Annotated in this window: 16 protein-coding genes and 1 tRNA gene; 10 read left to right on the top strand and 7 right to left on the bottom strand. The window is 54.3% G+C overall.

The genetic code is table 11. The annotated features are described in order from the left end of the window. Positions 1–63 precede the first annotated feature (63 nt). The 5 genes from AC5DDB_RS04955 (at position 64) to AC5DDB_RS04935 (ending at position 7,389) form a co-directional block, all read left to right on the top strand. Entirely contained in the window at positions 64–681 is a 618-nt protein-coding gene (locus AC5DDB_RS04955; RefSeq protein WP_491738577.1) for a TetR/AcrR family transcriptional regulator, read from the top strand. After that, the gene (locus tag AC5DDB_RS04950) at positions 681–2,102 is read left to right on the top strand and encodes an efflux RND transporter periplasmic adaptor subunit (RefSeq protein ID WP_491738576.1); all 1,422 of its coding nucleotides are present in this window, start codon (positions 681–683) and stop codon (positions 2,100–2,102) included. Before AC5DDB_RS04955 ends, AC5DDB_RS04950 begins: the two co-directional genes overlap by 1 nt. A 113-nt stretch (positions 2,103–2,215) precedes the next feature. Further along, on the top strand, positions 2,216–5,434 hold the full coding sequence (locus AC5DDB_RS04945; protein ID WP_491738575.1) for an efflux RND transporter permease subunit: 3,219 nt from the start codon (positions 2,216–2,218) through the stop codon (positions 5,432–5,434). 92 nt (positions 5,435–5,526) lie between these two features. Then, positions 5,527–5,600: transfer RNA gene (locus AC5DDB_RS04940), tRNA-Asp, on the top strand. A gap of 1,183 nt (positions 5,601–6,783) precedes the next feature. Beyond that, positions 6,784–7,389 (top strand): PEP-CTERM sorting domain-containing protein, encoded by a 606-nt coding sequence (locus AC5DDB_RS04935; RefSeq protein ID WP_491738574.1) that lies wholly within the window; start codon positions 6,784–6,786, stop codon positions 7,387–7,389. A 36-nt stretch (positions 7,390–7,425) separates the two neighbouring features. Here the strand turns inward: AC5DDB_RS04935 and AC5DDB_RS04930 are convergent, their stop codons facing one another. After that, positions 7,426–8,358, bottom strand: coding sequence for a hypothetical protein (locus tag AC5DDB_RS04930; RefSeq protein WP_491738573.1), 933 nt, complete (start codon positions 8,356–8,358; stop codon positions 7,426–7,428). Between the two features lie 113 nt (positions 8,359–8,471). Continuing rightward, entirely contained in the window at positions 8,472–10,100 is a 1,629-nt protein-coding gene (nadB, locus tag AC5DDB_RS04925) for an L-aspartate oxidase (RefSeq protein WP_491738572.1), read from the bottom strand. 277 nt (positions 10,101–10,377) lie between these two features. Here nadB and AC5DDB_RS04920 point away from each other — a divergent pair, with 277 nt between their 5' ends. Together AC5DDB_RS04920 and AC5DDB_RS04915 are read left to right on the top strand one after the other, a co-directional pair. Continuing rightward, positions 10,378–11,613 carry a hypothetical protein gene (locus tag AC5DDB_RS04920; RefSeq protein WP_491738571.1) on the top strand — a complete coding sequence of 412 codons (1,236 nt, stop codon included), beginning with the start codon at positions 10,378–10,380 and terminating at the stop codon, positions 11,611–11,613. A 153-nt stretch (positions 11,614–11,766) separates the two neighbouring features. After that, on the top strand, positions 11,767–13,110 hold the full coding sequence (locus AC5DDB_RS04915) for a hypothetical protein (RefSeq protein ID WP_491738570.1): 1,344 nt from the start codon (positions 11,767–11,769) through the stop codon (positions 13,108–13,110). 105 nt (positions 13,111–13,215) lie between these two features. Here AC5DDB_RS04915 and AC5DDB_RS04910 read toward each other — a convergent pair whose 3' ends face one another. The 5 genes from AC5DDB_RS04910 to AC5DDB_RS04890 all read right to left on the bottom strand — a co-directional run bounded on the left by AC5DDB_RS04910 (position 13,216) and on the right by AC5DDB_RS04890 (position 19,501). Next, positions 13,216–14,703 (bottom strand): rhamnulokinase, encoded by a 1,488-nt coding sequence (locus AC5DDB_RS04910; protein WP_491738569.1) that lies wholly within the window; start codon positions 14,701–14,703, stop codon positions 13,216–13,218. Positions 14,704–14,833: 130 nt separating this feature from the next. Beyond that, positions 14,834–16,777: a hypothetical protein gene (locus AC5DDB_RS04905; protein ID WP_491738568.1), complete on the bottom strand. Its 1,944-nt coding sequence runs from the start codon at positions 16,775–16,777 to the stop codon at positions 14,834–14,836. 123 nt (positions 16,778–16,900) lie between these two features. After that, the gene (locus tag AC5DDB_RS04900) at positions 16,901–17,905 is read right to left on the bottom strand and encodes an HTTM domain-containing protein (protein ID WP_491738567.1); all 1,005 of its coding nucleotides are present in this window, start codon (positions 17,903–17,905) and stop codon (positions 16,901–16,903) included. Further along, positions 17,902–18,516 carry a hypothetical protein gene (locus AC5DDB_RS04895; RefSeq protein WP_491738566.1) on the bottom strand — a complete coding sequence of 205 codons (615 nt, stop codon included), beginning with the start codon at positions 18,514–18,516 and terminating at the stop codon, positions 17,902–17,904. Before AC5DDB_RS04895 ends, AC5DDB_RS04900 begins: the two co-directional genes overlap by 4 nt. A gap of 253 nt (positions 18,517–18,769) precedes the next feature. Then, positions 18,770–19,501: a TIGR03000 domain-containing protein gene (locus AC5DDB_RS04890; RefSeq protein WP_491738565.1), complete on the bottom strand. Its 732-nt coding sequence runs from the start codon at positions 19,499–19,501 to the stop codon at positions 18,770–18,772. A gap of 457 nt (positions 19,502–19,958) precedes the next feature. On the opposite strand from AC5DDB_RS04890, the gene AC5DDB_RS04885 reads away from it, so the two are divergent. The 3 genes from AC5DDB_RS04885 (at position 19,959) to hisA (ending at position 23,760) form a co-directional block, all read left to right on the top strand. Then, positions 19,959–21,521, top strand: a complete 1,563-nt coding sequence (locus AC5DDB_RS04885; protein WP_491738564.1) for a TrkH family potassium uptake protein — start codon at positions 19,959–19,961, stop codon at positions 21,519–21,521. A gap of 135 nt (positions 21,522–21,656) precedes the next feature. After that, the gene (locus AC5DDB_RS04880) at positions 21,657–22,922 is read left to right on the top strand and encodes a PQQ-binding-like beta-propeller repeat protein (protein WP_491738563.1); all 1,266 of its coding nucleotides are present in this window, start codon (positions 21,657–21,659) and stop codon (positions 22,920–22,922) included. Between the two features lie 100 nt (positions 22,923–23,022). After that, the gene (gene hisA, locus AC5DDB_RS04875) at positions 23,023–23,760 is read left to right on the top strand and encodes a 1-(5-phosphoribosyl)-5-[(5-phosphoribosylamino)methylideneamino]imidazole-4-carboxamide isomerase (RefSeq protein ID WP_491738562.1); all 738 of its coding nucleotides are present in this window, start codon (positions 23,023–23,025) and stop codon (positions 23,758–23,760) included. The last annotated feature ends 58 nt before the right edge of the window (positions 23,761–23,818 follow it).

The following is a 23,818-nucleotide window of genomic DNA, read 5'->3' as shown; positions in this document are numbered from 1 at the left end:
GCCAATGATCGGCCTTGTCGAATAATAGTTAGTGAGTCACAACTAACTAACTCCAAGGCCACGATGGCTCGTCCTCAACGCGTATCTGACGACGAAATTCTCGAAACCGCTCGGGGTATCTTCCTGGAGCATGGTCCGAATGTCTCTATGGAGGTGATTGCGGATCGGTTGGGGGTGTCGGCACAGGCGGTCTTCAAGCGGTTTTCGACCAAGCAAGAGCTGATGATGGCCTGTCTCCGGCCGCCTGGCGTTCCGCCTTGGACCGAGGAATTGCAAGACGGCCCGACCGATGAGGCATTCGAACAACAGCTTACGCGTGTTGTCACGGTGATTTCCAAATTCTTCGTGGAGATGGCCGCCCGGATGGCGGTGCTGCGATGGAGTGGCATCTCGGACAAGGAGTTGGTCTGCCATTACGATCCGCCGCCGCCCGTGATTGGAATTCGGGCGTTGTCGGGTTGGTTGCAGAAGGCGTATGAGCGTGGACTCATTCGAGCAATCGACACCGAAGCCACGGCGATGGCGTTACTTGGATCGCTGCATGGGCCGGTGTTCCTCGAGCAGATGATGGGCTTCAAAGTCATCGAACATTCGCCCGAAGAGTATGTCCGGCAAGTTGTGAATTTATATTCGCAAGGTCTCAGTCCTTCCGCGAGTTCATCGAAGGGGAATCTCATTTGATGTCTGTCGAATCAAACGCGGCGAAACTATTGCGAGCGATCTTGCCTGTCGCAGTCCTGTTACTTGGGGCGGGAAGCCTCTTCGTGTTCGGCCAACGCGCGGAACCGGAAACCCGTGAAACCAGCGGCCTGGTGGAAACTGTCGTCGAGACGCAATCTGCGGAACTCGTGGAAAAGCCGTTTCCGATCGTGGTCGATGGTGAAGCCGTTTCTTATCGCCGGGTGACGATTTCCGCTGAGGTCGATGGCCGCGTGATCAACCTGCCTGAGTCAAGTCGCGGCGGGTACTTTGTGAACGAAGGTGACCTGCTACTCGAGATCGATCCGACGGATTATCAGATCGCTGTCGATCGACTGACTGCACAGGTGCAACAAGCCGCTTTCGACCTGGAGGCTCTTGCAGTCGATATTGAAGGCACACAGGCGATGGTGAAACTCGCCGACGAGCAACTTCGTATCCTCCAGCGTGATTTGAATCGCGCGACACAACTGTTCGCTCGGAATGCTGGTAGCGAACGTGAAGTCGATACCGCTCGACAAGCCGAACTTGCTGCTCGAAACAGCCGGCAAACTCTGCAAAATCAACTTGCAGCTTATCGTAAGAGACAATCGACACTCACTGCCGCCAAAGAAATCGCGGAAACGCAACTTCGTCAAGCTCAGGCCGATTTGAAACGCACGAAGATTTTCGCGCCGGTTTCCGGGACAGTCGTTGGTGAATTGATCAACGAAGGCGAGTTTGTCCGAATGGGCGATCCACTGATTCGCATTAGCGAGTCGGCCCGGATGGAAGTGAAATGCAACCTGCGAATCCCCGAACTGAAATGGGTTTGGTTGCAGCATAATTCTCGAAAAAGTCCCTCGGAACCAACCGTGGGTCAACGCCTCGAACTTCCTGAAGCTCCCGTCGAAGTTGTATTTGAAGTCGACGGAATTCGCGTGGTTTGGGATGGGGTCTTGTCTCGTTATGAAGGCGTTGGTCTCGACACACGAACGCGAACCGTCCCATGTCGAGTATTGGTCGAACACCCTGAAGCATCGCGGATCGAGGCTGGTCTCGACCAGATTCGCCGAACCGTCGTCACACCGCCCGCGTTGCTTTCCGGTATGTATGTCACCGTGCGAATTCCGATCACGTCACCACTTCCGCTGTTGAAGCTGCCCATCTCTGCCTATCGACCGGGCGGTTTTGTGTGGGTCGTTCGAGAAGGAAAACTTGAGATCTTGGACGTGCAATTGGCACGCACCATGGAAGACTACGTTCTTGTCGAGCAACGTGAAGATGGTCTCCAAGACGGCGACGCGGTCGTTGTGAGTCCGTTGGCGTCGGTGTCGGATGGAATGCAGGTGCGAATCCTAAATTCCTCCTCGGAACAACCGAAGACAATTGCGAACGCGACAGCTCCACCACACGCAGGCTAACCAATCCTAGGGGACGGTCCGGCTTGATCAGTCGAGACACACCGTCTCTTGCCGACACCGCTAAACATTAGCATCAACCGCTCGTATCTGTTTCTCTTGTCGAGTTCGAATCGATGAAATCGCTTGTCCGTTGGGCTGTCGAACACGTCGCCGCTATGAACACGCTGATGATCAGCGTGATTCTGGTGGGTTCGATCGCTGCGTTGATGCTGCGGCGTGAGGAGTTTCCGCGGTTCGAACTGGAAATCATTCTCGTCACCGTGCCCTACCCCGGTGCCAGCCCGGATGAAGTCGAACAGGGCATCTGTCAGAAGGTCGAAGAAGCGGTTCGCTCGGTCGATGGTATCAAGAAAGTCACCTCGATCGCCTTGGAAGGCAGTGGTTCGGTCATTCTGGAATGTGAGTCTGACGGACCGAACGTCCAGAAGATTCTTGGGGAAGTCGAGTCCGAAATCGATCGGATCCCCAGTTTCCCGATCCTGGCGGAAGAACCAGAAATTCGCCAACTGACGATGCGAAATCGGGCCATCGCGCTGGGAGTGATCTCCACGCAGAATGCTGGCATCGATTCCGAATTACGTTTGCGGGAATTGACGGAACAAGTTCGCGACGATTTGTTACTGGTCCCGGAGATTTCGGTCGCTGAGATTCAGGCGACGCCGAACTATCAGATTGATATCGAGATCTCACAGGCAACGCTGCGGAAGTATGGTCTGACACTCCCGGAAGTCGCCAACCGAGTACGGGCTCGGAACTTGGAACTTCCCGGCGGAAACCTGCGAGGGCAAGGCCAGGAGTATCTGCTGCGGGGGAAAGACAAGCGTCTCTATGGAGATGAAATCGAAAAAATCCCGCTGGTGACGGATTCGTCGGGCGTCGCCCTGACTGTAGGTGATTTGGGCACGGTACGAGATGAGTTTGTCGACACGACCGCGATCAGTCGCATCAACGGCCAACCTGGTTTAGCGATTTCGATCGAAGCTGCGGCCCGTGAAGACTTGCTGGCCATGACCGCCGCCGTCCGAAAGTACGCCGAGACAAAAGAACTACCGCCGGGGTATGAATTCGCGGTTTGGGGAGATACTTCGATCGACGTCCGTGAGCGTTTGGACTTGCTAACCACAAGCGGAATGCAGGGGTTGGTATTGGTCTTCCTGATACTCGCGATCTTTCTCGAATTTCGCCTCGCATTTTGGGTCGCTTTGGGAATCCCGATTTCTGTGTTCGGTGCACTCATTGTGCTTTGGCAGACCGGCGAGACGCTCAACATGCTTTCGATGTTCGCGTTTCTGATCGCACTTGGGATCGTGGTCGATGATGCCATCGTCATCGGCGAGAACATTTACGCCCATCGGCAAATGGGAAAAACCGGGCTGCAAGCCGCAATCGATGGCACCGCGGAAGTCATTCCGTCGGTCACGACGTCCATCGCCACAACGGTCTTCGCATTTATGCCGATGTTCTTTGTGACCGGGGTCATGGGAAAGTTTTTCGCGGTTCTCCCGGTTGCTGTGATCGCGATGCTAGTGATTTCGCTGGTGGAAGCCATCTTCATTCTTCCCTGTCACTTGGCCCACCCGCCGAAGACATCGCGACGTGTCAGCTGGATTTCCCGCAAATGGACCAGCTTCAATCAATGGGTCGGCCGCCGGCTGGATTGGTTCATCGAATCCGTTTACGCGCCGCTTTTGAGGCAATGTTTGAGGAACCCAGCTTTAGTGTGTTGTTCAGCGGTCGCACTATTGCTGGGTTCCTTCTCACTCGTGACTGGCGGGATCGTTCCTTGGGAAATTTTTCCGGACCTCGACGCTCGCCAAATCGAGTCGAAAATCATCTTCCCGGAAGGCACCCCGAAACACGTCACCGATGTCGCCACGCAGCGTATTCAAGATGCGATTATCGAAATTGGTCGCGAATATGAAGAACGTGAAGGTCGGCCATTGGTCACTCTGACACACCGTCTTGTCGGGCAAGTCGTTGCTGAAGCCCCGGGACAAGCCGCCGAACGCACCGAGGGCAGTCATGCAGGGATGATCAGCGTCGAGTTGGTCAACAACGAAGATCGCGACATTACCAGCGACGAGGTTGTCAAGATTTGGCGGGAACGCGTTGGTGAAATCGCGGGGGCCGAGACGCTCAGCTTTGGCACGATCGCGGGTGGACCAGCCGGTACGCCGATCGAGTTTAAAATGCTTGGCGGATCGGAAGACATGCCCGATCTGGAAGCCGCTGTCGAGGCATGTAAAGAAAAGTTAGCCAGTTACCCCGGAGTCTTCGACATCACCGACGATTCCCGACCTGGGAAGTGGGAACTCCAACTTGCAGTCAAAGATGATGCGGAACAGCTGGGGGTTCCGTTGGAAACGATTGCTGGGACGGTGCGATCCGCGTATTACGGCGAGGAAGTCATGCGGCTTCAACGCGGTCGACACGAAGTCAAACTCATGGTGCGATTTCCGAAAGCGGAACGCGAGTCACTGGCGAGTTTGGACGACATCCGTATTGATATCGGCGACGGCTATCAGCGTCCGCTCACGGAATTAGCGGAGATCGAAGTCAATCGCGGATATGCGGAAGTGAACCGTTTGGATCAACGCCGATCAATCACGATTTCCGCAGATGTGGACTCCAACATCGCGAACGCATCGCAGATCGTGGGCGAGTTGCAACGCAAGTTCGTGCCACAACTGCTCGAGAAATACCCCAATCTGCAAGTCCGCTGGGAAGGGCAACAGGAACAGACCATTGAATCGATGCAGAGTCTGTTTCTCGGACTGATCATCGCTCTCCTCGCGATGTTTGCCCTGCTCACGTTGGAATTCAAATCGTATCTGCAACCCGTCATTGTGATGGCGGTGATTCCCTTTGGGATCATTGGCGCACTTTGGGGACATGCTGCGATGGGCTTGCCATTGACGTTATTCAGCGTCATGGGTCTCGTGGCACTCACGGGTGTCGTGGTGAACGATTCGATCGTGTTGGTGGACTTCATCAACCACAAACTCAAGGACGGTATGCCACTTGACGTCGCGGTAGCAGAGGCAGGCGTGCGTCGGTTTCGTCCGGTGTTACTGACGTCCCTAACAACCATCGGCGGACTGTTGCCGATCTTGCTCGAAACATCGTTGCAAGCTCAATTGTTGATTCCGATGGCCAACAGTTTGTGTTTCGGTCTCATGCTCTCAACGGTACTCGTTCTGCTGCTGGTTCCGGTGTTCTACAGCATCTACGGACGATTCACCGGGATGACGATTTCCCCCCCAGACGAATCCTCTACCGAGGCCGATTCAGAGACCCCACCAGTGAACAAAACCGAGCTGGTTCTCCATTGATGTTCACGCGATATCAGAAATGAAAAAGAATCGTGGCGGGATCGCTTGACCGATTCATTTCGCGTGCTAGAATTCCCTCCACGCCAACGCGAGGGGCCGTAGCTCAATTGGTTAGAGTACCGGACTGTCGATCCGGGGGTTGCGGGTTCAAGTCCCGTCGGCCTCGCTTCAAACGCCCGTTGTCAATAAATGACAGCGGGCGTTTTTTCGTGTCGTCAGCGACACTGACGAACATCGCCCGAGGGGTGGGGTCGGTCTTCTGATTACTGGTCATCTTCCTCGCTGGTGATATCATATGCTGGCTGCAGCCGATCAGGCCCAGCCCATCCATCCCTGCTGATAAACTGTTTGCCGTCTAGGGACTGCTGAGTGAAGTCCCGAAAACAGGGCTAGACGACCATGGTTTTGATGTCGTGGAGTCTCAGGCTGGTGGTGGGGCGGCAGTGTTTGTCAGCGGTTTCTATGCGAGGCGGATTCTCGCTTCCCTCTATCGCTTGATGAAGGAGGGCAACTTGCTGACGTGTCTTCCAATGAACGACGCTGTGACGGTCGGGACGACCGAGAGCAACTTCGAGGAAGCCCCCAGACGACATGCCGCAAAAAGTCGTTTACAATTTACCCGAAGAACCGGGTGTTTCGCTTCCCTGGGGTTTGGTGATTGGATGCGTTCCAGAGATCAAGTCGTTAGCGAATGAGTAGCCATAATCCCGAGGGGAATGGGACTCCACTGGGCGGCGTCGCTTGGTAAGGTTTTCGAAGGAACTTTCTGTTTTTCCGATCTTTGCACCAACTTTGCCAACGATCGAAGACGCTGACATCATCCGGCAAACGCGAACCCGGCTCGTCTTACTGCCGGTCTGAGGGTTGCGGATTCAAGTGCCGTCGGCCTCGCTAGAAAAGTGAAACTTTTCCATTTCTTACAGAATCACGGAATGGTTTTCCGTTGGGCGTTTTTTTGGTGGGACAGCACCAACTCCGCATGCACGTGCATCCGCAATGCACTAACGCTTTCCGGACATCTCTCGATGTGTTAGCGGCATTGCCTCTGACGAAAAGGGAACGGAATTTCCGATCGAAAGTGACGCTTGGATTCGTCAATATTTCAACGCGGGAAGCCGTCGTTCCGCGTGTGATTCGCTGCCTTCATCGCAGGCCGTTCACCTCTGAACAAAGCGGCTTCATGAATTAATGATGAAGCAAAGTACAGCTGCCTTGCGAACTCCGGCAAGATCAGCAAACTGCAACAACACTGCTGAACATGACACTCCTAACTGACGATATTGCCTCATTCAATTGCCGAAATCAGTCGCTCAGTTAGATAGACACAAACCGGACTTCGGAGAGTTAAGATGCGATTCAAAAGTGCTGCTGTAGCATGCATGGCGTTATTGATTGTGGTCGAGACCTCACAGGCAGGTTTGATCATTACGTATCAAGATGTGGGCAGCGATTTGCAGTTCGACTACTCGGGATCTTTGAACATCGCGACTGCTTCGGCGTCTTCGTCAAACTTGGCAACCGTGTCCTTAGACCCAAATCCTGTGTTTTTCAGCGCAAGTCACCAAGGCTTTGCTGGGCAAGATGACTCTGTTAGCGGCACATCGGGTTTGTTCGCGACGAATCTTCCGACTTTCTCTTCGATCCAGGGCACTCGGTCTGGCACGTCGTTTTTGTTCCGCCTGAATAACCCGGGACAAGCAACCGAAAACTTGCAGCTCTGGGGGGACTGGGGAGCTGCAAACGCACCGATCAATGGACAACTAATCTTGACCAACCAATCAGCCAACAGCATTGGCATGGTCGATGGTTGGAACGTGCAGACAGACTGGGGATCAATTAGCTTTCAAGCACTGTCTGTAGCTCCTGCGCCCGAACCTGCCTCGATGACCCTCTTCGGCATTGGTGCCAGCTTCATGGGCATTGCAGCCGCACGCCGTCGTCGCCGCGAACAGTAAGGATGTCATCAAGCGATCTCAGCGGCGGGGGAAGGTTTACGACTGCGGCGAAGTGAACGAGTATTTCTTACCGCTTACCTTGATCTCTAATTTGTCGACGATGAGTTCGCTATCTTCGAATAGCCAGAGTTGAAATGACGGCTCTGATTCGGATTTCTCGAGATTGATCTTGCCGTCTTTCGTCACCCAATAGGGGTAGAAATCCTTAAACTCGGTTTCGATTTCATCCTCTGTCGTTGGCGACCTGACGAGCAGCCAGATCGATGAACCGGGCTGTCCTTCCCCGCCCCAGTCCCAATCGACGACACTCAAGGTGTCGTACCATGCGACAAGAAGCACCTCGTCGTCACTACGATTCATTCGCTCGATTGCAGACTGAACTGCTTTTTTGAGTGCGGCATTCCGCTGTTCCTGGTGTTTTTTCCGTTCTTGGATGAACCGCTGACGCAACTGTGAGTTCTGACGAACGGCTTCTGCTACTGTTTTTGACTTGTCGAGCTGGCGAATTCGAACAACATCTGGATAGACGACGAAATGGGTCTGCCGGGCTTGCTCCTCGTAGCCTTCACCGACGAACATTACCCGCCACAAAGGATGCTCTTTCAACACTTCTTGCAGTTCTGCAATGACCGCCGGCAGAGATTGAGAAAGTTCGGGCGACGGTGTGATTTCCACCTTCTGAGTTCGGTCGAAGAATTTGTCATCATATACGTAGAACTCGGAATCGCCGTCCACTTCGCCATAGACTGTGGAATGCTTGGAAATGCCTCGAACGACCGCCGCTCGGACACGGTAAAATTCTTCTAGCGAAAGTTCGGGGATGTCATCACGTTCCGTCCAGATCGAATCCACTGGAATTTCGAACTCCGTGGCGGACACGTTGTAGGGACCCATGAAATCTAGGGAAGGGCGTCCTTCATGGCTCAACTCCATTTGCATCCCTTGCGAGGGTTTTTCTTGCGGGGACACAGATATTTCATTACTGCATCCGTTCAGAACCAATGTTAGCACCCCAAGCAAGAAGCCAACCGTCTTCATAGGAAATCTCGTCACGGTGCGTGAAAGCGAGGGCCTTTTCTCACTCAAACCATTTGCGGAATAATGTGGATGTGATGGGCCCAGTTTGGGTTGGTGTTTGGGTAGTCGCTGCGGTAATGGACTCCTCGGCTTTCAGTGCGAGTGGTGGCGGCGGTGATGACACACCGGGCCAGGAGTTCCATGTTCTGCAGTTCCCAGCCGCTCGGGTCGTTCAACTCGCGAGCTGCCACGTATCGATTCCAGAAATCGACCTGGGTGAGGGCATCGCGTAAGCCGTCGGCATCGCGGCGAATCCCGACCTTCCGCCACATGAGGCTGGAAAGTGAGTTTCGAAGGTCGGTCAGGTCCATTCGTTCGGAATCGTCTTCGGCCCGCGTTTTTTCACGAGGTGGTAGCGGGATGGCCTGGAATGTATCCGGCTGATCCGCAGCGACAGCCGACGCTCCGATTCCCGCCCGCAAACCGTAAACCAATCCTTCTAGGAGACTGTTCGACGCTAAGCGATTCGCTCCGTGAAGGCCGGTCGATGTCACTTCCCCTGCAGCCCACAACCCCGGCAGTGTTGTCGCTCCGTGTTCGTCGACGACCAACCCACCGATCATGTAATGGGCTCCGGGGCGGACGGGAATTCGATCACGGGTAATGTCGATGCCAAATTCATGACAGACTTTCCGGATGTGCGGGAATCGTTCGTGAATTAGCGATGGTTCAAGCTTCGACAGGTCTAGGTACACACACGGATGTTGCGTTTTCTCCATTTGGTCGGTGATTGCCCGACTGACGTCGTCGCGAGGTGCTAATTCGAGATCGGGGTGGTAATCCTGCATGAACCGGTAGCCGTTGGCATCGACTAATTGGGCTCCTTCCCCTCTCATCGCTTCCGTAATGAGATGCCGAGAACTCCCGGCGATGTACAAGACGGTCGGGTGAAACTGCATCAATTCCATATCTCGCAGTTCGGCTCCCGCTCGAAACGCGATTGCGTGGCCGTCGCCGGTGGCGATTTTGGGGTTCGTACTTTCTCGGTAGAGTTGACCGGCTCCACCGGTGCACAAGATCGTTTGTTTCGCCCAGAGAAACGTTTTGCCATGTCGGGGATTCCAAACCAACGCCCCTCTGCAGACTCCTTCGTGCGTCAACAGGTCGATGGTGAAGGTTTCCTCCCAGGCGGCGATGTTCTCTGCTCCCGTCAATTGTTCCGCTAGCGCCCGCATGACTTCTTTGCCTGTTGCGTCGCCCAATGCATGAGCGATCCGCCGGTGGGAGTGTCCCCCCTCGCGGGTCAGGGCCAGTTCGCCGTTTTCTTTGTCGAAGTCGGTCCCGTAGCGGATCAGTTCACGAATTCGCTCCGGGGCGTCTTCCACGACCATCCGCACCACTTCTTCGTGACACAGTCCCTTCCCCGCCGCGATCGTGTCGGCCGCATGATTGGCGATATCATCTAGCGGGTCCAGCACACCCGCGATCCCGCCCTGTGCCCAAGCACTATTGGAGATCGAAAGGACATCTTTCGTGACAACGACGACATCCAGTTTCGAGTCCACTGCTAACGCGGCCCGCGTGCCCGCAATGCCACCGCCGATCACAAGCACGTCCGTGAAGTAATGCGGAACACGCTTGGGATCGAAACGAACAAGGTAGCGATGACGAAAAGGAAGGGTAATCGCGGTCACGGCTGAAATCCTGTCTAGAAAAACGCAAGGCGGTTCATGCTAACGGTTGGCTACCAAAGCGAAAAGCATGCTTGGGGCAAACACTCTGGCTGGGAAACGTTGTTTGGGTTGGAAAAGTTGAAAAAAATCGTGGAAATTTGTATTCGTCCGCCTCTTTCCCGGAGAGTTTTTGTATCTTCAAGGTGTCAGGATAGATATCCTCGTCAGTAACCCACCCGTACGCTCTCCGTGATGCAATGCGATTTGTCCTGAACTCATATTGGGCCATAGGTGAACGATGAATTCTACGACAATTCCTTCCCGCCATACTCAGCGTCAACGCCGCCTAATCTGTGTTTTGTTACTGGCTGGCAGCATGGTGATGGCGAGTTCGTCAGTCGCTTGGGCACAGTTTATCTACGCAGGCCGATATGTCGGCGGTGGCGGGGGAGACAGCGTCACCAGCTACTACAACTCTCAAGTGGCGGCGAGTTATGCGCGGGTCAACAATGCCTGGGCTTATCACACGATGCAATTCGCGATCAAGCAACGCATCCGCAATGTTGTCTCTGCGAAGAATGCGTCGTGGGAAATGCGGACCATTGACGAAGCCGAAAAGATGAAACGCAAGATTTCTCAAATGCAGCAGTTGCGTTTGATTAAGAGTCGCAAGCTCGAGCGTTATATCGAAAACCCAGATGCCTCCGAAGGCTCGATTCTGAACGGAGAAGCCCTCAACTTGCTGTTGGATCGTCTCGCCGTCACGGTGTTTACCCACAAGTTTGATGAAAATGGTTCTCCGTCAGACGCTCAATTTCAGAACTGGGATAAGAAGAACGTCCAACTCGGCGACGATATTCTCGATCGACTGCAAATCGTGCAGAACTTAGGTGGTGGACGCAAAACCGTCTTTCGCCCGACTGATGGGGCGGCCATGCAAGTCGACGTTTGGCCGATCTTGCTGCAGTCTCAAAATTTTGACGATCTTCGTGCGGAGTTTTTATCGACCCGCGAAGACGCCATCAAAGAAGCCAAGTTGAGTGAAGAGGGCGTCACCCGGGAGACGCGAGCCGTCTTAGAGAAAACGCTCACCAAGATGGAAACGGAACTCAAAGACCGTTACGACAACAAAAACTTCCGCATCTATCAGGGAATCGAAAACAACCTTGATTACCTCCACAGTGAGGCGTTCTTAAAGGAATTGAAAGGGCAACTTCGTCGGATCAATCAGCTGGGACAACGTTCGAGCGAGATGTTCAACGGCAGCTTCGCATTCGCCGGCGAACGAACGCTCCCGGCGTTTGTGCGATACATGGCCGATTCCGGCTTGAAATTCGCCCCTGCGAAACCCGGCGATGAAACCGCCTATCATAAGATGTACCGCATTATGCGGGACTTCTACTCCACTGTTCAGGACCAAGACCGCTATATCGTTCATTGGGAAGACCTGACCGGACATCTCTCGGCGGAGAAACGTTTGGCCGAGGCGAATCAGTGGCGAGATCGTGGACGTCACAATAAACTAGAGCCATAATGCTCGGTTGATCTTTCGACGCGATCATTTTTTGCGACCTTCATGGTATTGGTCCCACCTATGGCGATCATGTTTCAGATTTCTCCGGAGAGCAACCGACCAGCCGGTTCAGGTCTTCCTCCGAAGCCTCCCTACCTGATGGAGTTTTCGTCCGTGGGCACAACCGAAGACGAATCCGCTTTGCTGTGGCGTGGTGAAAACGGTTGGGTGATTGCAGTCGATTCAACGAGTCGGCCGGTCTGCCTCTTGCCTGGCAAATCCATCAAGTTGGAGGAACAACTCACCCCCGGCCAACTTTCACGTTTGTCTCATAGCGGATTGTCCCCCCACCCGCCGGAGGCAGATCGCGAAAGAATGCAGCAGTTGCTGACGGAAATCGCGGGTCCGAGTGCCCCCACATCGGCTTCCGGTTCCGCCGTCGCTCCCTGGAAATTCCTGGCGGCCGGAGCGATGGCCGGGATCGTTTTGACGGTGTTGGTGTGTCTGCCGTTTATGTTGTCTCGAGGTGAATCAGCAGCGACAAACTCCGCGGTTGCACAGAATGATCCCTCCGACAACCCGCCGGATAATGATCAGACGCCCGAACCAGCCAACAGCCAACCAACCAAACCTAACAACAACCCTGCCGCTGTCTCGAAGAAAGGCTCCGAGACCGAACCGGATTCCACCACGGAGACACCGTCGGAATCAGAAAACACGACACCTCCCCTTCCAGAGAAAATCGATCCTGAGGACGGCATCTATATCGTCGTCATGCGAGAGGATGGGGAGCAGTTCCACCTCGGTACTGCCTGGGCCAAAGGGCCGCAAGAATTGGTTTCTTCAGGGACCTTGGTCAAAATGCTGACCGAAACCATGCGAGACACCGACGCGAAAGTTCTCGTCGTGCATCCGCGGACATACGAAGAATTTGAAGTCGTGAGCGGGACCGTCTCTCCCACTTTGGATCGCATCGATCGCGAAGCAATGCGTGTTGGCCAGAAACTCGATCAGGTGCAACGAGAACTCGACTTTTTACGAGGAAAACGGGCGGCTGGTGAAGATGTCGATGCCGATTTGAAGCCGGTCCAGAAAGAGTTCGAAGAACTCGGCAAGGAATTGTCCGACTTGATGACGCAGATCGGCGAGTACGATGTCGGCACACTCCGGATCAAAGAGAAACTGCCGGTGGTTCTCAAAACTTCGGATCAAGTTTCCTCCGCGATGGACGTCACGATTGCGGGTGTGCCGTTGTCCCTCAACTCCGTGAATCAGTCCGGTAGCATTAACGACCTTCGCTTTGTCAACGCTGCCGGAAAGACGGTTACTCGTCCTAAGAACGGAGTCTTTAAACTCGTGTTCGATGCCCGTCTTAACAGCGAGCGAATTTGGCGTGGTTCGCCCGTACTCGATGCGGATGGGAATGTCGTCGGAACCTACTCGACACCACTGCTCATGGAAGCCGACGAAGATAACCCGCTGCCTCACAATATCGTCAGCGTTTCCAAGATCCGCTAGGAACCGTTTCCATCTTTCGTGGCCGGTTCTGTCTCGCGGAAGTTGCAATCCGAGGGCGTTTCCGTGTCCAACATGGAAACGCCCCCGCAAGAACCAATGGCTTTCCTATTGTTCGACAAGGCCGAGGAACCGTTCGTAGGCGGCATTCCAGGCTATGGAATCCTTCGGATCGAACTGCACTAACTCAGACGATGCATGCACCACATGGCGAATCTCCGCCAAACTATTGAGTTGGCCGCTCGTGCGGGCTTGGATCAAGACATTACCCAACGCGGTCGCTTCGACAGGGCCTGCGATAACCGGGCGACCACAGGCATTCGCTGTGAACTGATTGAGCGTGCCGTTTTGTGATCCACCGCCGACAATGTGAATGACTTCGATCGGCGTGCCTGTCAACTGTTCGAGCCGTTCCAGAACCAATCGGTACTTGAGAGCCAAACTTTCCAAAGCACAGCGGACGAGTTCGCCTTCATTGGACGGCTCTGGTTCGTTGTGTGCACGACACCATTCGCGAATCGCTGTCGGCATATCATCAGGATTCAAGAACGCGGAATCATCGGGGTCAACCAAAGATCGGAATGGTTCAGCTTCCGCAGCCAAATTGACAAGTTCTGCATAGTCGAAGGACTTTCCGGTCCGTTCGAACGAGACGCGGCATTGCTGAACAAGCCATAGCCCCATAATGTTTTTGAGCAATCGATACGTGTCGTCCACACCGCCTTCATTCGTCACATTCCACTGAAGGGCTTGCTCGGTTGTGACTGCGTTCGGCAGTTCGACGCCCATCAACGACCAGGTCCCCGAGCTAATATATGCCCAGTTCGCTTTGCCCGTGTGGATGGTCGGGACAGCGACAACCGCGCTCGCGGTGTCGTGGGTGGGCGGCGCGACCACCTCGATTCGACCAAGACCGGTGGCGACTGCGATCTCTTCACGAAGTCGACCGAGCGCGGTTCCGGGACGCACGACATCGGGAAACATTTCAGTTGGCAAATCCAGTTTTTCCAGCAGGTCGTAGGCCCAAGTCCCTGTGGTGGTGTGGAAGCATTGCGACGTCGTTGCATTGGTAAACTCAACGACTTGGCTGCCGCACAAACACCAGTGAAAGAAATCGGGCATCATCAAAAATCGTTCCGCAAAGTCGAGGACCTTCGGATGGTCCCGCCGCATCGCTAGCAATTGCGGAAGCGAGTTGATCTCGAGAAATTGCACGCCGGTAGCCGCGAAGACGTCTTTCCGAGGAACCTGTTGAAAGACGTCTTCGAAGATCCCTTGAGTCCGGGCGTCGCGATATTGATAAGGTTGCCCAAGGATTTCTCCGCCCCGCGACATCAACACATAATCGACTCCCCAAGTATCGACGCCGACCGAAACAATTTGGTCGCCATAATTGGCCGCCGCTTGAGACAATCCGTGTTGAATCTCGTCCCACAAACTCAGCACATTCCAGCGGTGGGAGCCTCCAATCATCACCGGGCGGTTTGGAAATCGATGCTGCACGTCCAACTCGACGCGGTCGCCATCAAAGGTCGCCGCCACAACGCGACCGCTTTCCGCTCCCAAATCGATTCCCAGATAACAATTGTTAGCCATGTGCGCTTTCTCCGTTCGTGACGATGATGTGATATTACATCATAACCAGACGAATCTCGCATACAATGACACCACCTCGAACGCAGCCAGAAACGTTCGGGAAGAGGGAAATGTCGGACGTATTCCTGACCTAATCTTCTTCCGCCGGCGGGGCGAACTCAGGAAAGAAGGCACGGTCGAGTTCTTTCTTTCCACGCTCGATATAAAATCGTTGAAGTTCAGCTTCCAAAGACGCCGGTGCAAGTTTTCGTTGCCATAAGCCGTTGGCAAGTTCCTCATGACGTTTCACGAGTTGCTCGCGTTGGGCGGCCAACTTACGATCGGCTTCTGATGCATCCTCGGACAATGCAGGAACTTTGGGGCCCTGCATAATTCGCCGATAGACAAGATTGAAATCGCGACTGTTTGACTCCGCAATCGCGTCGAGTGATTCCACAACCGCAACGGCTCGCGCCGCTGCAGCGAAATCGGTCGTCGGATCGACACCAGCGGCTGCCGCCAGAGCATCGGCCAGAAGCGGACGATCGTTTGCAAGGTCGGCAACATCAGTCCGTAGGGATTGATACAACGTCTGTTGTGGTCGCAAGCTGGAATCGTTCAGACGAGTGGCGAAGTAATCGTAAATCTGCTGCTGAATCTCACGACCCGGATCGTACATCGGTTCGCTCAGATGCACCAACTCCATCTCCTTGGCGAACAGTGCACCGGTCGGCGTTCGAAACCCTTTCCCGATCCGTAAGCCGATGCGGTCCAAGTTCTCTGCCATTCGCTCGGTCGTAACGGCTTCAGGAATCGGAAAGAACTCCTCATGGGGTCGGTCGGTTTTCTGCGTGCATAGCATCAAAATGCCCACGCAGTAGGTGTCGATCTTCTGATCAGCGAGATCGGTCTCACGGAGATCGTCGATTCGCGTAGTGTCGAATGTGAGGTCGAAGCGAGCTTCGTTACCGATCATGGCCGCCGCTGCTGTCGCCATTTGTTTCTGCACGTTCGGGTCGGAATGTCTCAGCACGCTGTAATAAAGCGGGATCGAAAGTGTGTTCTCGACATTTCGTCCGTCGATTTTCGTCTGGCGTTCGTTGAGGTCGACCAACACCATCCGCTGAAAGCCGTTTGCATCGGCGTGCAGCGTGACAATTCCCGCATGGGTAAACAACCCGGGAGTCAACGTTGAGAATCGGTTGTATGGCGACGGATTGCGGAACAGTACCCAATCCCCCGGTTTGAAAATCGCTCGACCTACCGCATAGCCCTCTTCGTTGACGCCCTTCTCGACTCGTTGCTCAAGCCAATCGATCAGCACCTCGCGGTGTCCACGAAGTGACGCCGGCAACTCTGCAGCCGGAATCGCTTGAATTCGCTCCCTCAAAGCCGCCGCCGTGATCGCCGGTTCGCTAACGCCGGCTTCTTCGGTGACGTTCTGCGGGAGACCAACCCGGACAATTGCATCACAGGCCAGGAGCTGAAATTCCGCAGACGGATTGTTCTCTAAGAAACGCAGTAACCAAAAGAGACTCTCTTGCCGACCGTAACGGCCAAGCATTCGGAGAATTTGTCGTTTGATTTCGGGGGTCGCCGGCACAATTGGGCTGTTGTCCAGTGGATCGATTAGCATCGATGCTGCTAGCGAAGTACCGATGACGCTGTGGTTGTCAGCGAGGCGTTGGACCAAAGCCGCACGAAGTTTGTTGTCTTGCGAGAACCGATGACTGGCGAAGAAAATCGTCTGCTGTAACTGGTAGTTCAATCGCCCGGAAAGGTCGATCAACGCAGCTGTCACGCTTAACATTTTCCGAGCGTCTGTGATGCTTTGCGTCTCGTCAGTCATGTCTGCGATGGCCGAGCGCTTTGCAAGCAGGGCTTTTAATTCAGTGTCCACGACCGATTTCGCCTGGTGCAACTGTGCGATGGCGTCAAGATGTTGCTGCGGTTCGGCAATGCGTCGCGCGACGCGTGCGGCACTCGTTAGAACTTCCTCTGCTGCTTCATCCGCCCGAACACGAGCGGACTGCGGATTGTCTGCTGCGAGAAAATCGTTGGCGACACGTTTTAGCTCGGCAACCGCATCTGCCAAGGGTATTTCTTGGGTACTCTGCGCAAAAACGCAGTGGGAGGTTGCAGTCAACGTCAGCCAACTGAAGAACACGAGCGACCGAAATCTGCGGGAGTGCGGGGCCATCATCGAAACTTTCGGGCGTCAAAGAGCATTAGCTAAGTTTGCAGAAGTGTTCGAATCCGACAACGTCTCATCGGGCTGAGTCGAGCCGGTCCGAAACAAACGTGAGACTCCGCGAGCCACTGGATCCGAGGGCAAAAACGAAGACAGTCCGACCATCATGATCAACGCGAACGTCCACATTCCCATGAAGGCACCGATTCCTAGGTGTAACAAAACTCCAAGGATGAGCATAAACGGTCGTGCCAGCGGTCTCCATACGAGCATACAAAACGTGATTTCCCATAGGACAGTCGTGTGGGTCATGACGTCGATCAGTTTCGGATAATGGGCCAACCATGTCATGTCACGCGATTGATATTCTAAGTTGGCAAAAGCTTGCCACATGGCATCGCCCGCCCACCAGGAAAAACCGCGAAGCTTGCCCACCCCGGCGAAGAAATAGATCACGCACATATGAATCTGAATCAAGCGAATCGAAATATTCGCTGCAACACTCGGACGAACTTGCGACGGTAATTCACCAGACGACTTGGCGGCTTGTCGGTTCTTCCACCACTGGTCAAGAGAAAGTCTCTCGCCGCAGGGTCCAACCATGAGATACATAGTGAGCATCGCATTGATTTGATCGAGCCCAAACAACGCCACTGGTACGCGGTAGGCGTAAGACACTAGGATCACGAAAGACAGTACCGCGGTCAAACGAGTCCATAACCCCAGGGTAAACAGTACGAATACCGCGACACACGACCAATGAACAACATGAATCAGGTGATTCGGCACAAACCACCAGAAGGAGTATTGGTAACTCTCGGATTGGGTTTGCCGAACGAGTTCGCCGTCCAGCCAGGCATGTTCCCCAAAGAACGAATCCAGATCGCTGCCCCACACGACATATGTGTAGACCAACATTAGCCCCGTGGCGATTCGGATCACCCCAGTTAAAGCCGGGTCACGAGGAGTAAAGAAGAACTGGTCCCATTGGTCGAAAACGCGTGTGAAGTAATTTCGGAGAGTCGACATCATGGCAATCGCTTTCCATGCCGATCGTACCGGCCTAACGACTCTTCGGTGTAGCTTTCGGGGGCTGTCAGTTTCGTGCCGTTGCGGACTTGTTCCATTGTCGGGAACCAGTGAGTGATACGTGTCAGGCTAACGGTCTTGGCGTCGAATTTCGCGCAGAGATGTCGGGCATACGACTCTGGTCCGAATGGTATGAATTCGTCGTCACCAACAATACCAAAGCTGTTCATGTTTTCGGTCAGCATGAAGTAACGGTGGTACAGCAACCGTGGCCACATGGTTTTGCGATCGGGAATTCGGCCAGTGACCGTTTCGCCGTCAGCCGTCGTCAATGTGTAACTGATAAGCGTGCTCGGGCCGGGCTCCGGCGCGAAAAAGCGGTACCCGTGATTGAGATACATCAGTTCGATGTACGGTTGGAAGAGATCCCAACCAGCTTGCGACAATCCTGATGACGGCCGAGTCGACGCTGGCGATAGCACAACTGCGAACAGATGAAAGGCAATCAAACCGCTTACGATGATTTTTTTCGGTCGTGACCACCCCGAGGGATCGGGCGATGCCGTTTTGTCCGTTTGTGGTTGGGTCAAACTCGGCGAACTTCTTCCGGTCATCAATGTCTCGGATTCTCGCACAAAGCGTGCATTTGACGGATCGCGAGCCACACCGATTGCGGACTCAACATGAGTTTAACCGATGCCGCGAAGAGTCAAAAAACTATTCCGTTTCATCCAGCCAATTCGATGAACTCGGGCAAGCTATAGTGATTGCTCGGTTTGAAGGTAGGTGTTGACAAAAAGAAACCGGTCGGTGAATCCAAGATTCACCGACCGGTTTCAAAAATCGCTTAGCCAAACAAATTCGCGTTTAGTTCTGAGCGACTGCCCGCACGTTGGCAACAAGTTGTTCGGCGTTGTCTTGGTCAAGATCGACTGCAACCTCAACGGTTTGGCCGGCTTGAACTTTTGCCTTAGTGACTTTGCTGATGGTCTTGCCGTCTTGTTCGACTTCCACCTTCACGGTGTAGACGTATTTCCGAGTCGCATCCAATTTCGGACTCAGGAAGCGACGTTCCTTACCGGTCAGGGTCATCGGCTGATCTTGCAGATACACTTTGGCGTTCTCTGGAACTTTCACGACGAGAGTTGCCGCAGCGTCGGCAGCCTTCGAAGTGTGTTCTTCGATGATGACTCCCTCGTGGTACGTTGGAGCACTGTAAGTTCCACCACCAGAACCGCCGTGTGAACCAGCACCGGAACCACCGTGCGAGCCGTAGTATCCGCCGGAGCCACCATGGGAACCATAGTGTCCGCCACCGGATCCACCATGAGAACCATAGTACCCACCGGACGAACCGCCATGGCTTCCGCCATAGTAGCCACCACTGGATCCGCCATGGGAACCGTAGTAACCGCCGGACGATCCTCCGCTTGAGCCACCATAGTGCCCACCACTGGAACCGCCACTAGATCCCCCGCTCGATCCGCCGGAGGAACCTCCGCTAGAACCGCCTTTATGGTGTCCTGCGAACAAGTTTGACGGAGCCATCATCGCCAAAGCGATAGCGGCAGTTCCCAACCCACTTACTGACCAACTCATCAGTTTTTTCATTTGCTTTCCTCTCCCATGTTTGCCAATTCCCGAGATTTCGAAGTCATTCCTTGTCGAATCCTATTTCTCTAATCGCGTGTCACATTGGCGAGTGTTCCAGTTAGGAACTCTAGAGAAAATAGGTCGATTATGGCTACGAGGCTGAGTATATCAGTGGACAGTCGCTTTTCCACAAGAAAAGGCGAGAATTTAGAGAAAATAGTGGGGCGAGGGCACTTAAAAGAGTCCGCTTCCGCGCTCTGAGAAGAATCTTTCGGTCGCCAGGACAAACAGACGATTTTTCGGGACCGTCATGGTTCGCCGTTCGAGGAGCAGGCGTTAGAATTTGCGGGACGATCGACCACCGATAGTTTTATTCACCTCAGCAAATTTCCCCGAGTCGATCGAAGGGTCCGCGACTGACATGAACTGGTTGCTGCTTTGTCGAATGCTAGGAATGCTGTGCATGCTGGTGGGAGGCTCCATGGTCTTCAGCCTGCCCTGGGCGTTCCCGATTTGCGGTCAGACAATGCAATTTGAGTCCAAGGGATTTTGGGGCATGGTCGGCGCGATTGCCTGTGGGTTGATCGTCGGACTGATCATGTTCCTGATTGGTCGTCGGGAACATGCACCGTTGTTGCGGAAAGAAGCTCTCGCGACAGTCGGCTTGGGATGGATCTTGGCCGGCATCCTTGGAGGGTTGCCTTATGTGTTTTCAGGAACCTTGAGAACTCCCACCGAACCGATGCATCTGGCGGATGCGTTTTTTGAATCGGTTTCGGGTTTCACGACGACTGGAGCGTCGGTCCTAACTCACTTGGAGGCCCCAACAGCGGAAAATCCCGACGTTCAGAAACTGATTCCCCGTTGTGTGCTGTTTTGGCGGTCGTTCACTCACTGGCTGGGCGGCATGGGAATCATCGTGTTGTTCGTCGCCATCCTCGGACAACTCGGAGCAGCCGGAAAAGCCTTGATGCGGCGGGAAGTTCCTGGGCCAATCAACGAAACAGTCCGTCCGCGAGTTCGTGAAACGGCCATGCTGATGTGGCTCATTTACGTGGGTTTCAGCGTATTGCTGACAACCATTCTGCTGATCGAAGGTATGTCGTTATACGATTCCCTCGCTCACACCTTCGGCACAATGGCGACGGGCGGATTCAGCACGTTCAATGCGAGTGTCGGGCACTTTGATAGTATTGTCATTGAAGTGACCATCGTACTGTTCATGATCGCCGCCGGAACGAACTTCTCTTTGTATTATCTTGTTCTCCGCCACACTCCGGCGGGACGTGGCGAGTCGAAATGGCGTTTGAGTCGCTTGGCACCGATTTACCGCGACCCGGAGTTTCGCTGCTATTTCGGGATTCTGATCGTAACATCGCTATTGCTGACCGCCGACTTGGTCTGGACTCAAGTGTATCCCACGGTCGCCGTGGCGTTTCGTCATGCCGGTTTCATGGCGGTTTCGATCATGACGACCACCGGGTTCGGCACGGAAGATTTCAATCAATGGAGCGATTTCAGCCGCGGTTTACTGCTGTTGATGATGTTTGTCGGCGGATGTTCCGGCTCGACTGGTGGCGGAATCAAGGTGATCCGCTTCATGTTGTTCTTTCAGGCAATCCGACTGGAAATCGAACAAGCCTATCGCCCTCACGTCGTCCGACCGTTGAAGGTTTTCGGCGTGAAGGTCGACAATTCGCTTCGGCATGGCGTGGTTGTCTATTTCAGCATCGTGCTGTTCTTGTTCGCGAGCAGTTGGATGACGCTCGCCGCGATTGAGCCCGACACACAATGGGCCGCCGTGGAGGCGGACGGCGACTCGTCGAAACTGATTGACTGTGCATCCGCAGTCGCCAGTTCGCTCAACAACATCGGCCCAGGCTTGGGCGTATTGGGCCCGCACTCGAATTACGCCGAATTCTCCCCACAAGGAAAATTCCTGCTGACGATGCTCATGCTCTTGGGACGACTCGAACTATTCGCGATTCTGGTGCTGTTTGTGCCAACATTTTGGCGTTCACATTGATTCGCCAACTTGGCGGACCTGTGCAGAATTGACCAGTCGATTGTGGGTCGCTGCGAGTCGGTTTATACTCACCCTCAGCCACAGAATCACTCATTTGCCGCTCTTGCAGGTTTCCTGCGCGAAAAGGAACGCTCGATGAACCGACTGCTCCCCCTCGTCGCCCTCGGACTTTTGATCGTTCCGTCATTCGCGAACGCCGAAGATTGGACTACCTGGCGGGGACCGAACCGGGATGGATTGTCACAGGAAACCGGTCTACTGGGAAAATGGCCTGCGAATGGCCCCAAACTCTTGTGGCAAATCAACGAATTTGGGCGTGGATATTCCAGCGTTGCCATTTCGAACAATCGCCTCTTCACAATGGGAAAACGTCAAGGGCCAGCCGAATTGATGTGTCTCGACTTGAAGACCGGTCGCGGCGTATGGGCGACACCGGTCGGCGATGGCGACCCGAACTGCACACCCACTGTCGATCCCGAAGCCGGCTTGGTCTATGCCTTGGGACGCCAAGGAGATTTGGTGTGTTGTCGCGTATCGAATGGTCAACTCGTCTGGCGGAAAAGCTTCCGTGACGACTTTGGCGGTAAGATGATGTCTGGGTGGGGATACAGTGAATCGCCACTGCTCGACGGCGATAAACTCATTTGCACACCCGGTTCCCAACGTGCTGTTTTGGCGGCGTTGGATAAAAAATCCGGACGTGAGATTTGGTCGACTCCCGCTCCCGGCGGTATCGGCGATCGCGGTGGGGATGGGGCTGGGTACTCGTCGCCAGTCATCAGCAACGCGGCAGACAAAAAGCAGTATGTGCAGTTGACCGGTCGGGGAATTATCTCAGTCGATGCGGAAACCGGTGCGGTTCTCTGGACATACAACAAAATCGCCAACGGGACCGCCAATATTCCAACACCGATCGTCAAAGACGATTACGTGTTCTGCTCGACCGGATACGGTACCGGGGCGGCTCTGCTGAAAATCGTGCGAGACGGAGACGGCTTCCGTGCAGAAGAGCAATATTTTCTAGATTCCAAGACGTTTCAGAATCATCACGGCGGAATGGTGCTTGTTGGTGATTACGTTTACTGTGGACACGGTCACAACAAAGGCTTTCCCATGTGTCTCGAACTGGAGACCGGAAAGGTCATGTGGGATTCCGTCCGCGGTCCTGGCAGTGGTTCAGCGGCGGTTGTGTATGCGGATGGAAACTTGTACTTCCGCTACGAAGACGGCGTCATGGCTTTGATTGAAGCGACGCCCGAAGAGTACCGTTTGAAGGGAAGTTTTGAACTTGCTGCTGTGCACGGCAAAAGTTGGCCTCACCCGGTCATTCACGAAGGACGTTTGTACCTTCGTGACCAACAATCCTTGATGTGCTATGACATCCGAGCGAAGTCCCGCTAATACGGGTCTCCGCGAAATGGTGTCAATCAACAAGAGTCAGAGTTAGTAGTCGCTTGTCCGAGGACAACGTCTGCGCGGTTTGAGACAGGACGATAACAGTATGGAAATTTATCCCGCAATCGACATTCGCGGCGGTAAGTGCGTGCGGTTGAGACAAGGGGACTACAACCAAGAGACCGTCTTTGGCGATGATCCCGTCGCCATGGCTCGACAATGGGTCGATCAAGGAGCCGCGTCGTTGCACTTGGTCGATCTCGATGGTGCTCGCGAAGGACAGTCCGTCAACGGCGAGATTATCCGTCGGATCGTCAAAGAAGCCGGCGTTCCTTGTCAACTCGGCGGGGGCTTGAGAGACGATGCCGCATTGAAGTTCGCCATCGAAGATGTCGGCGTGAGTCGGGCGATTGTGGGCACCGCAGCGATCAAGCAACCAGATTGGTTCCGAGAAGTCGCCGCAAGGTACCCTGGCCGTGTCGCCCTTGGCTTGGACGCCCGCGACTCCAAAGTCGCCGTCGCTGGTTGGACGGATGTGAGCGAAGTCACCGCATTTGACTTGGCACGCCGGTATTCCGATCTCCCGTTAGCCGCGATCATCTACACGAATATCGCCAATGACGGAATGATGCAGGGCATCGATGCTGCAACGATCGAAGACATGATCGCGCTGACGATGCTCAATGTTCCTATCATCGCCAGCGGTGGTGTGACGACCGTTGAAGACGTGAAAGCCTTGGCGGCGGCGAGTGCCAAACATCCTCGTCTCATCGGTGCCATTATCGGTCGTGCCTTGTACGAGGGAACACTGACCGTCAGCGACGCCGTCTCTGTTGCTGGCTAGAGATACGCAAACCTGATCACGGGCGGTGGCGAACTTGTCAAATTCGGTACACGTACGA

The sequence above is a fragment of the Thalassoroseus sp. genome (genome assembly GCF_984380535.1).
Note: the sequence above shows the minus strand (reverse complement) of the source record. Positions and strands in the feature narration are given on the sequence as shown.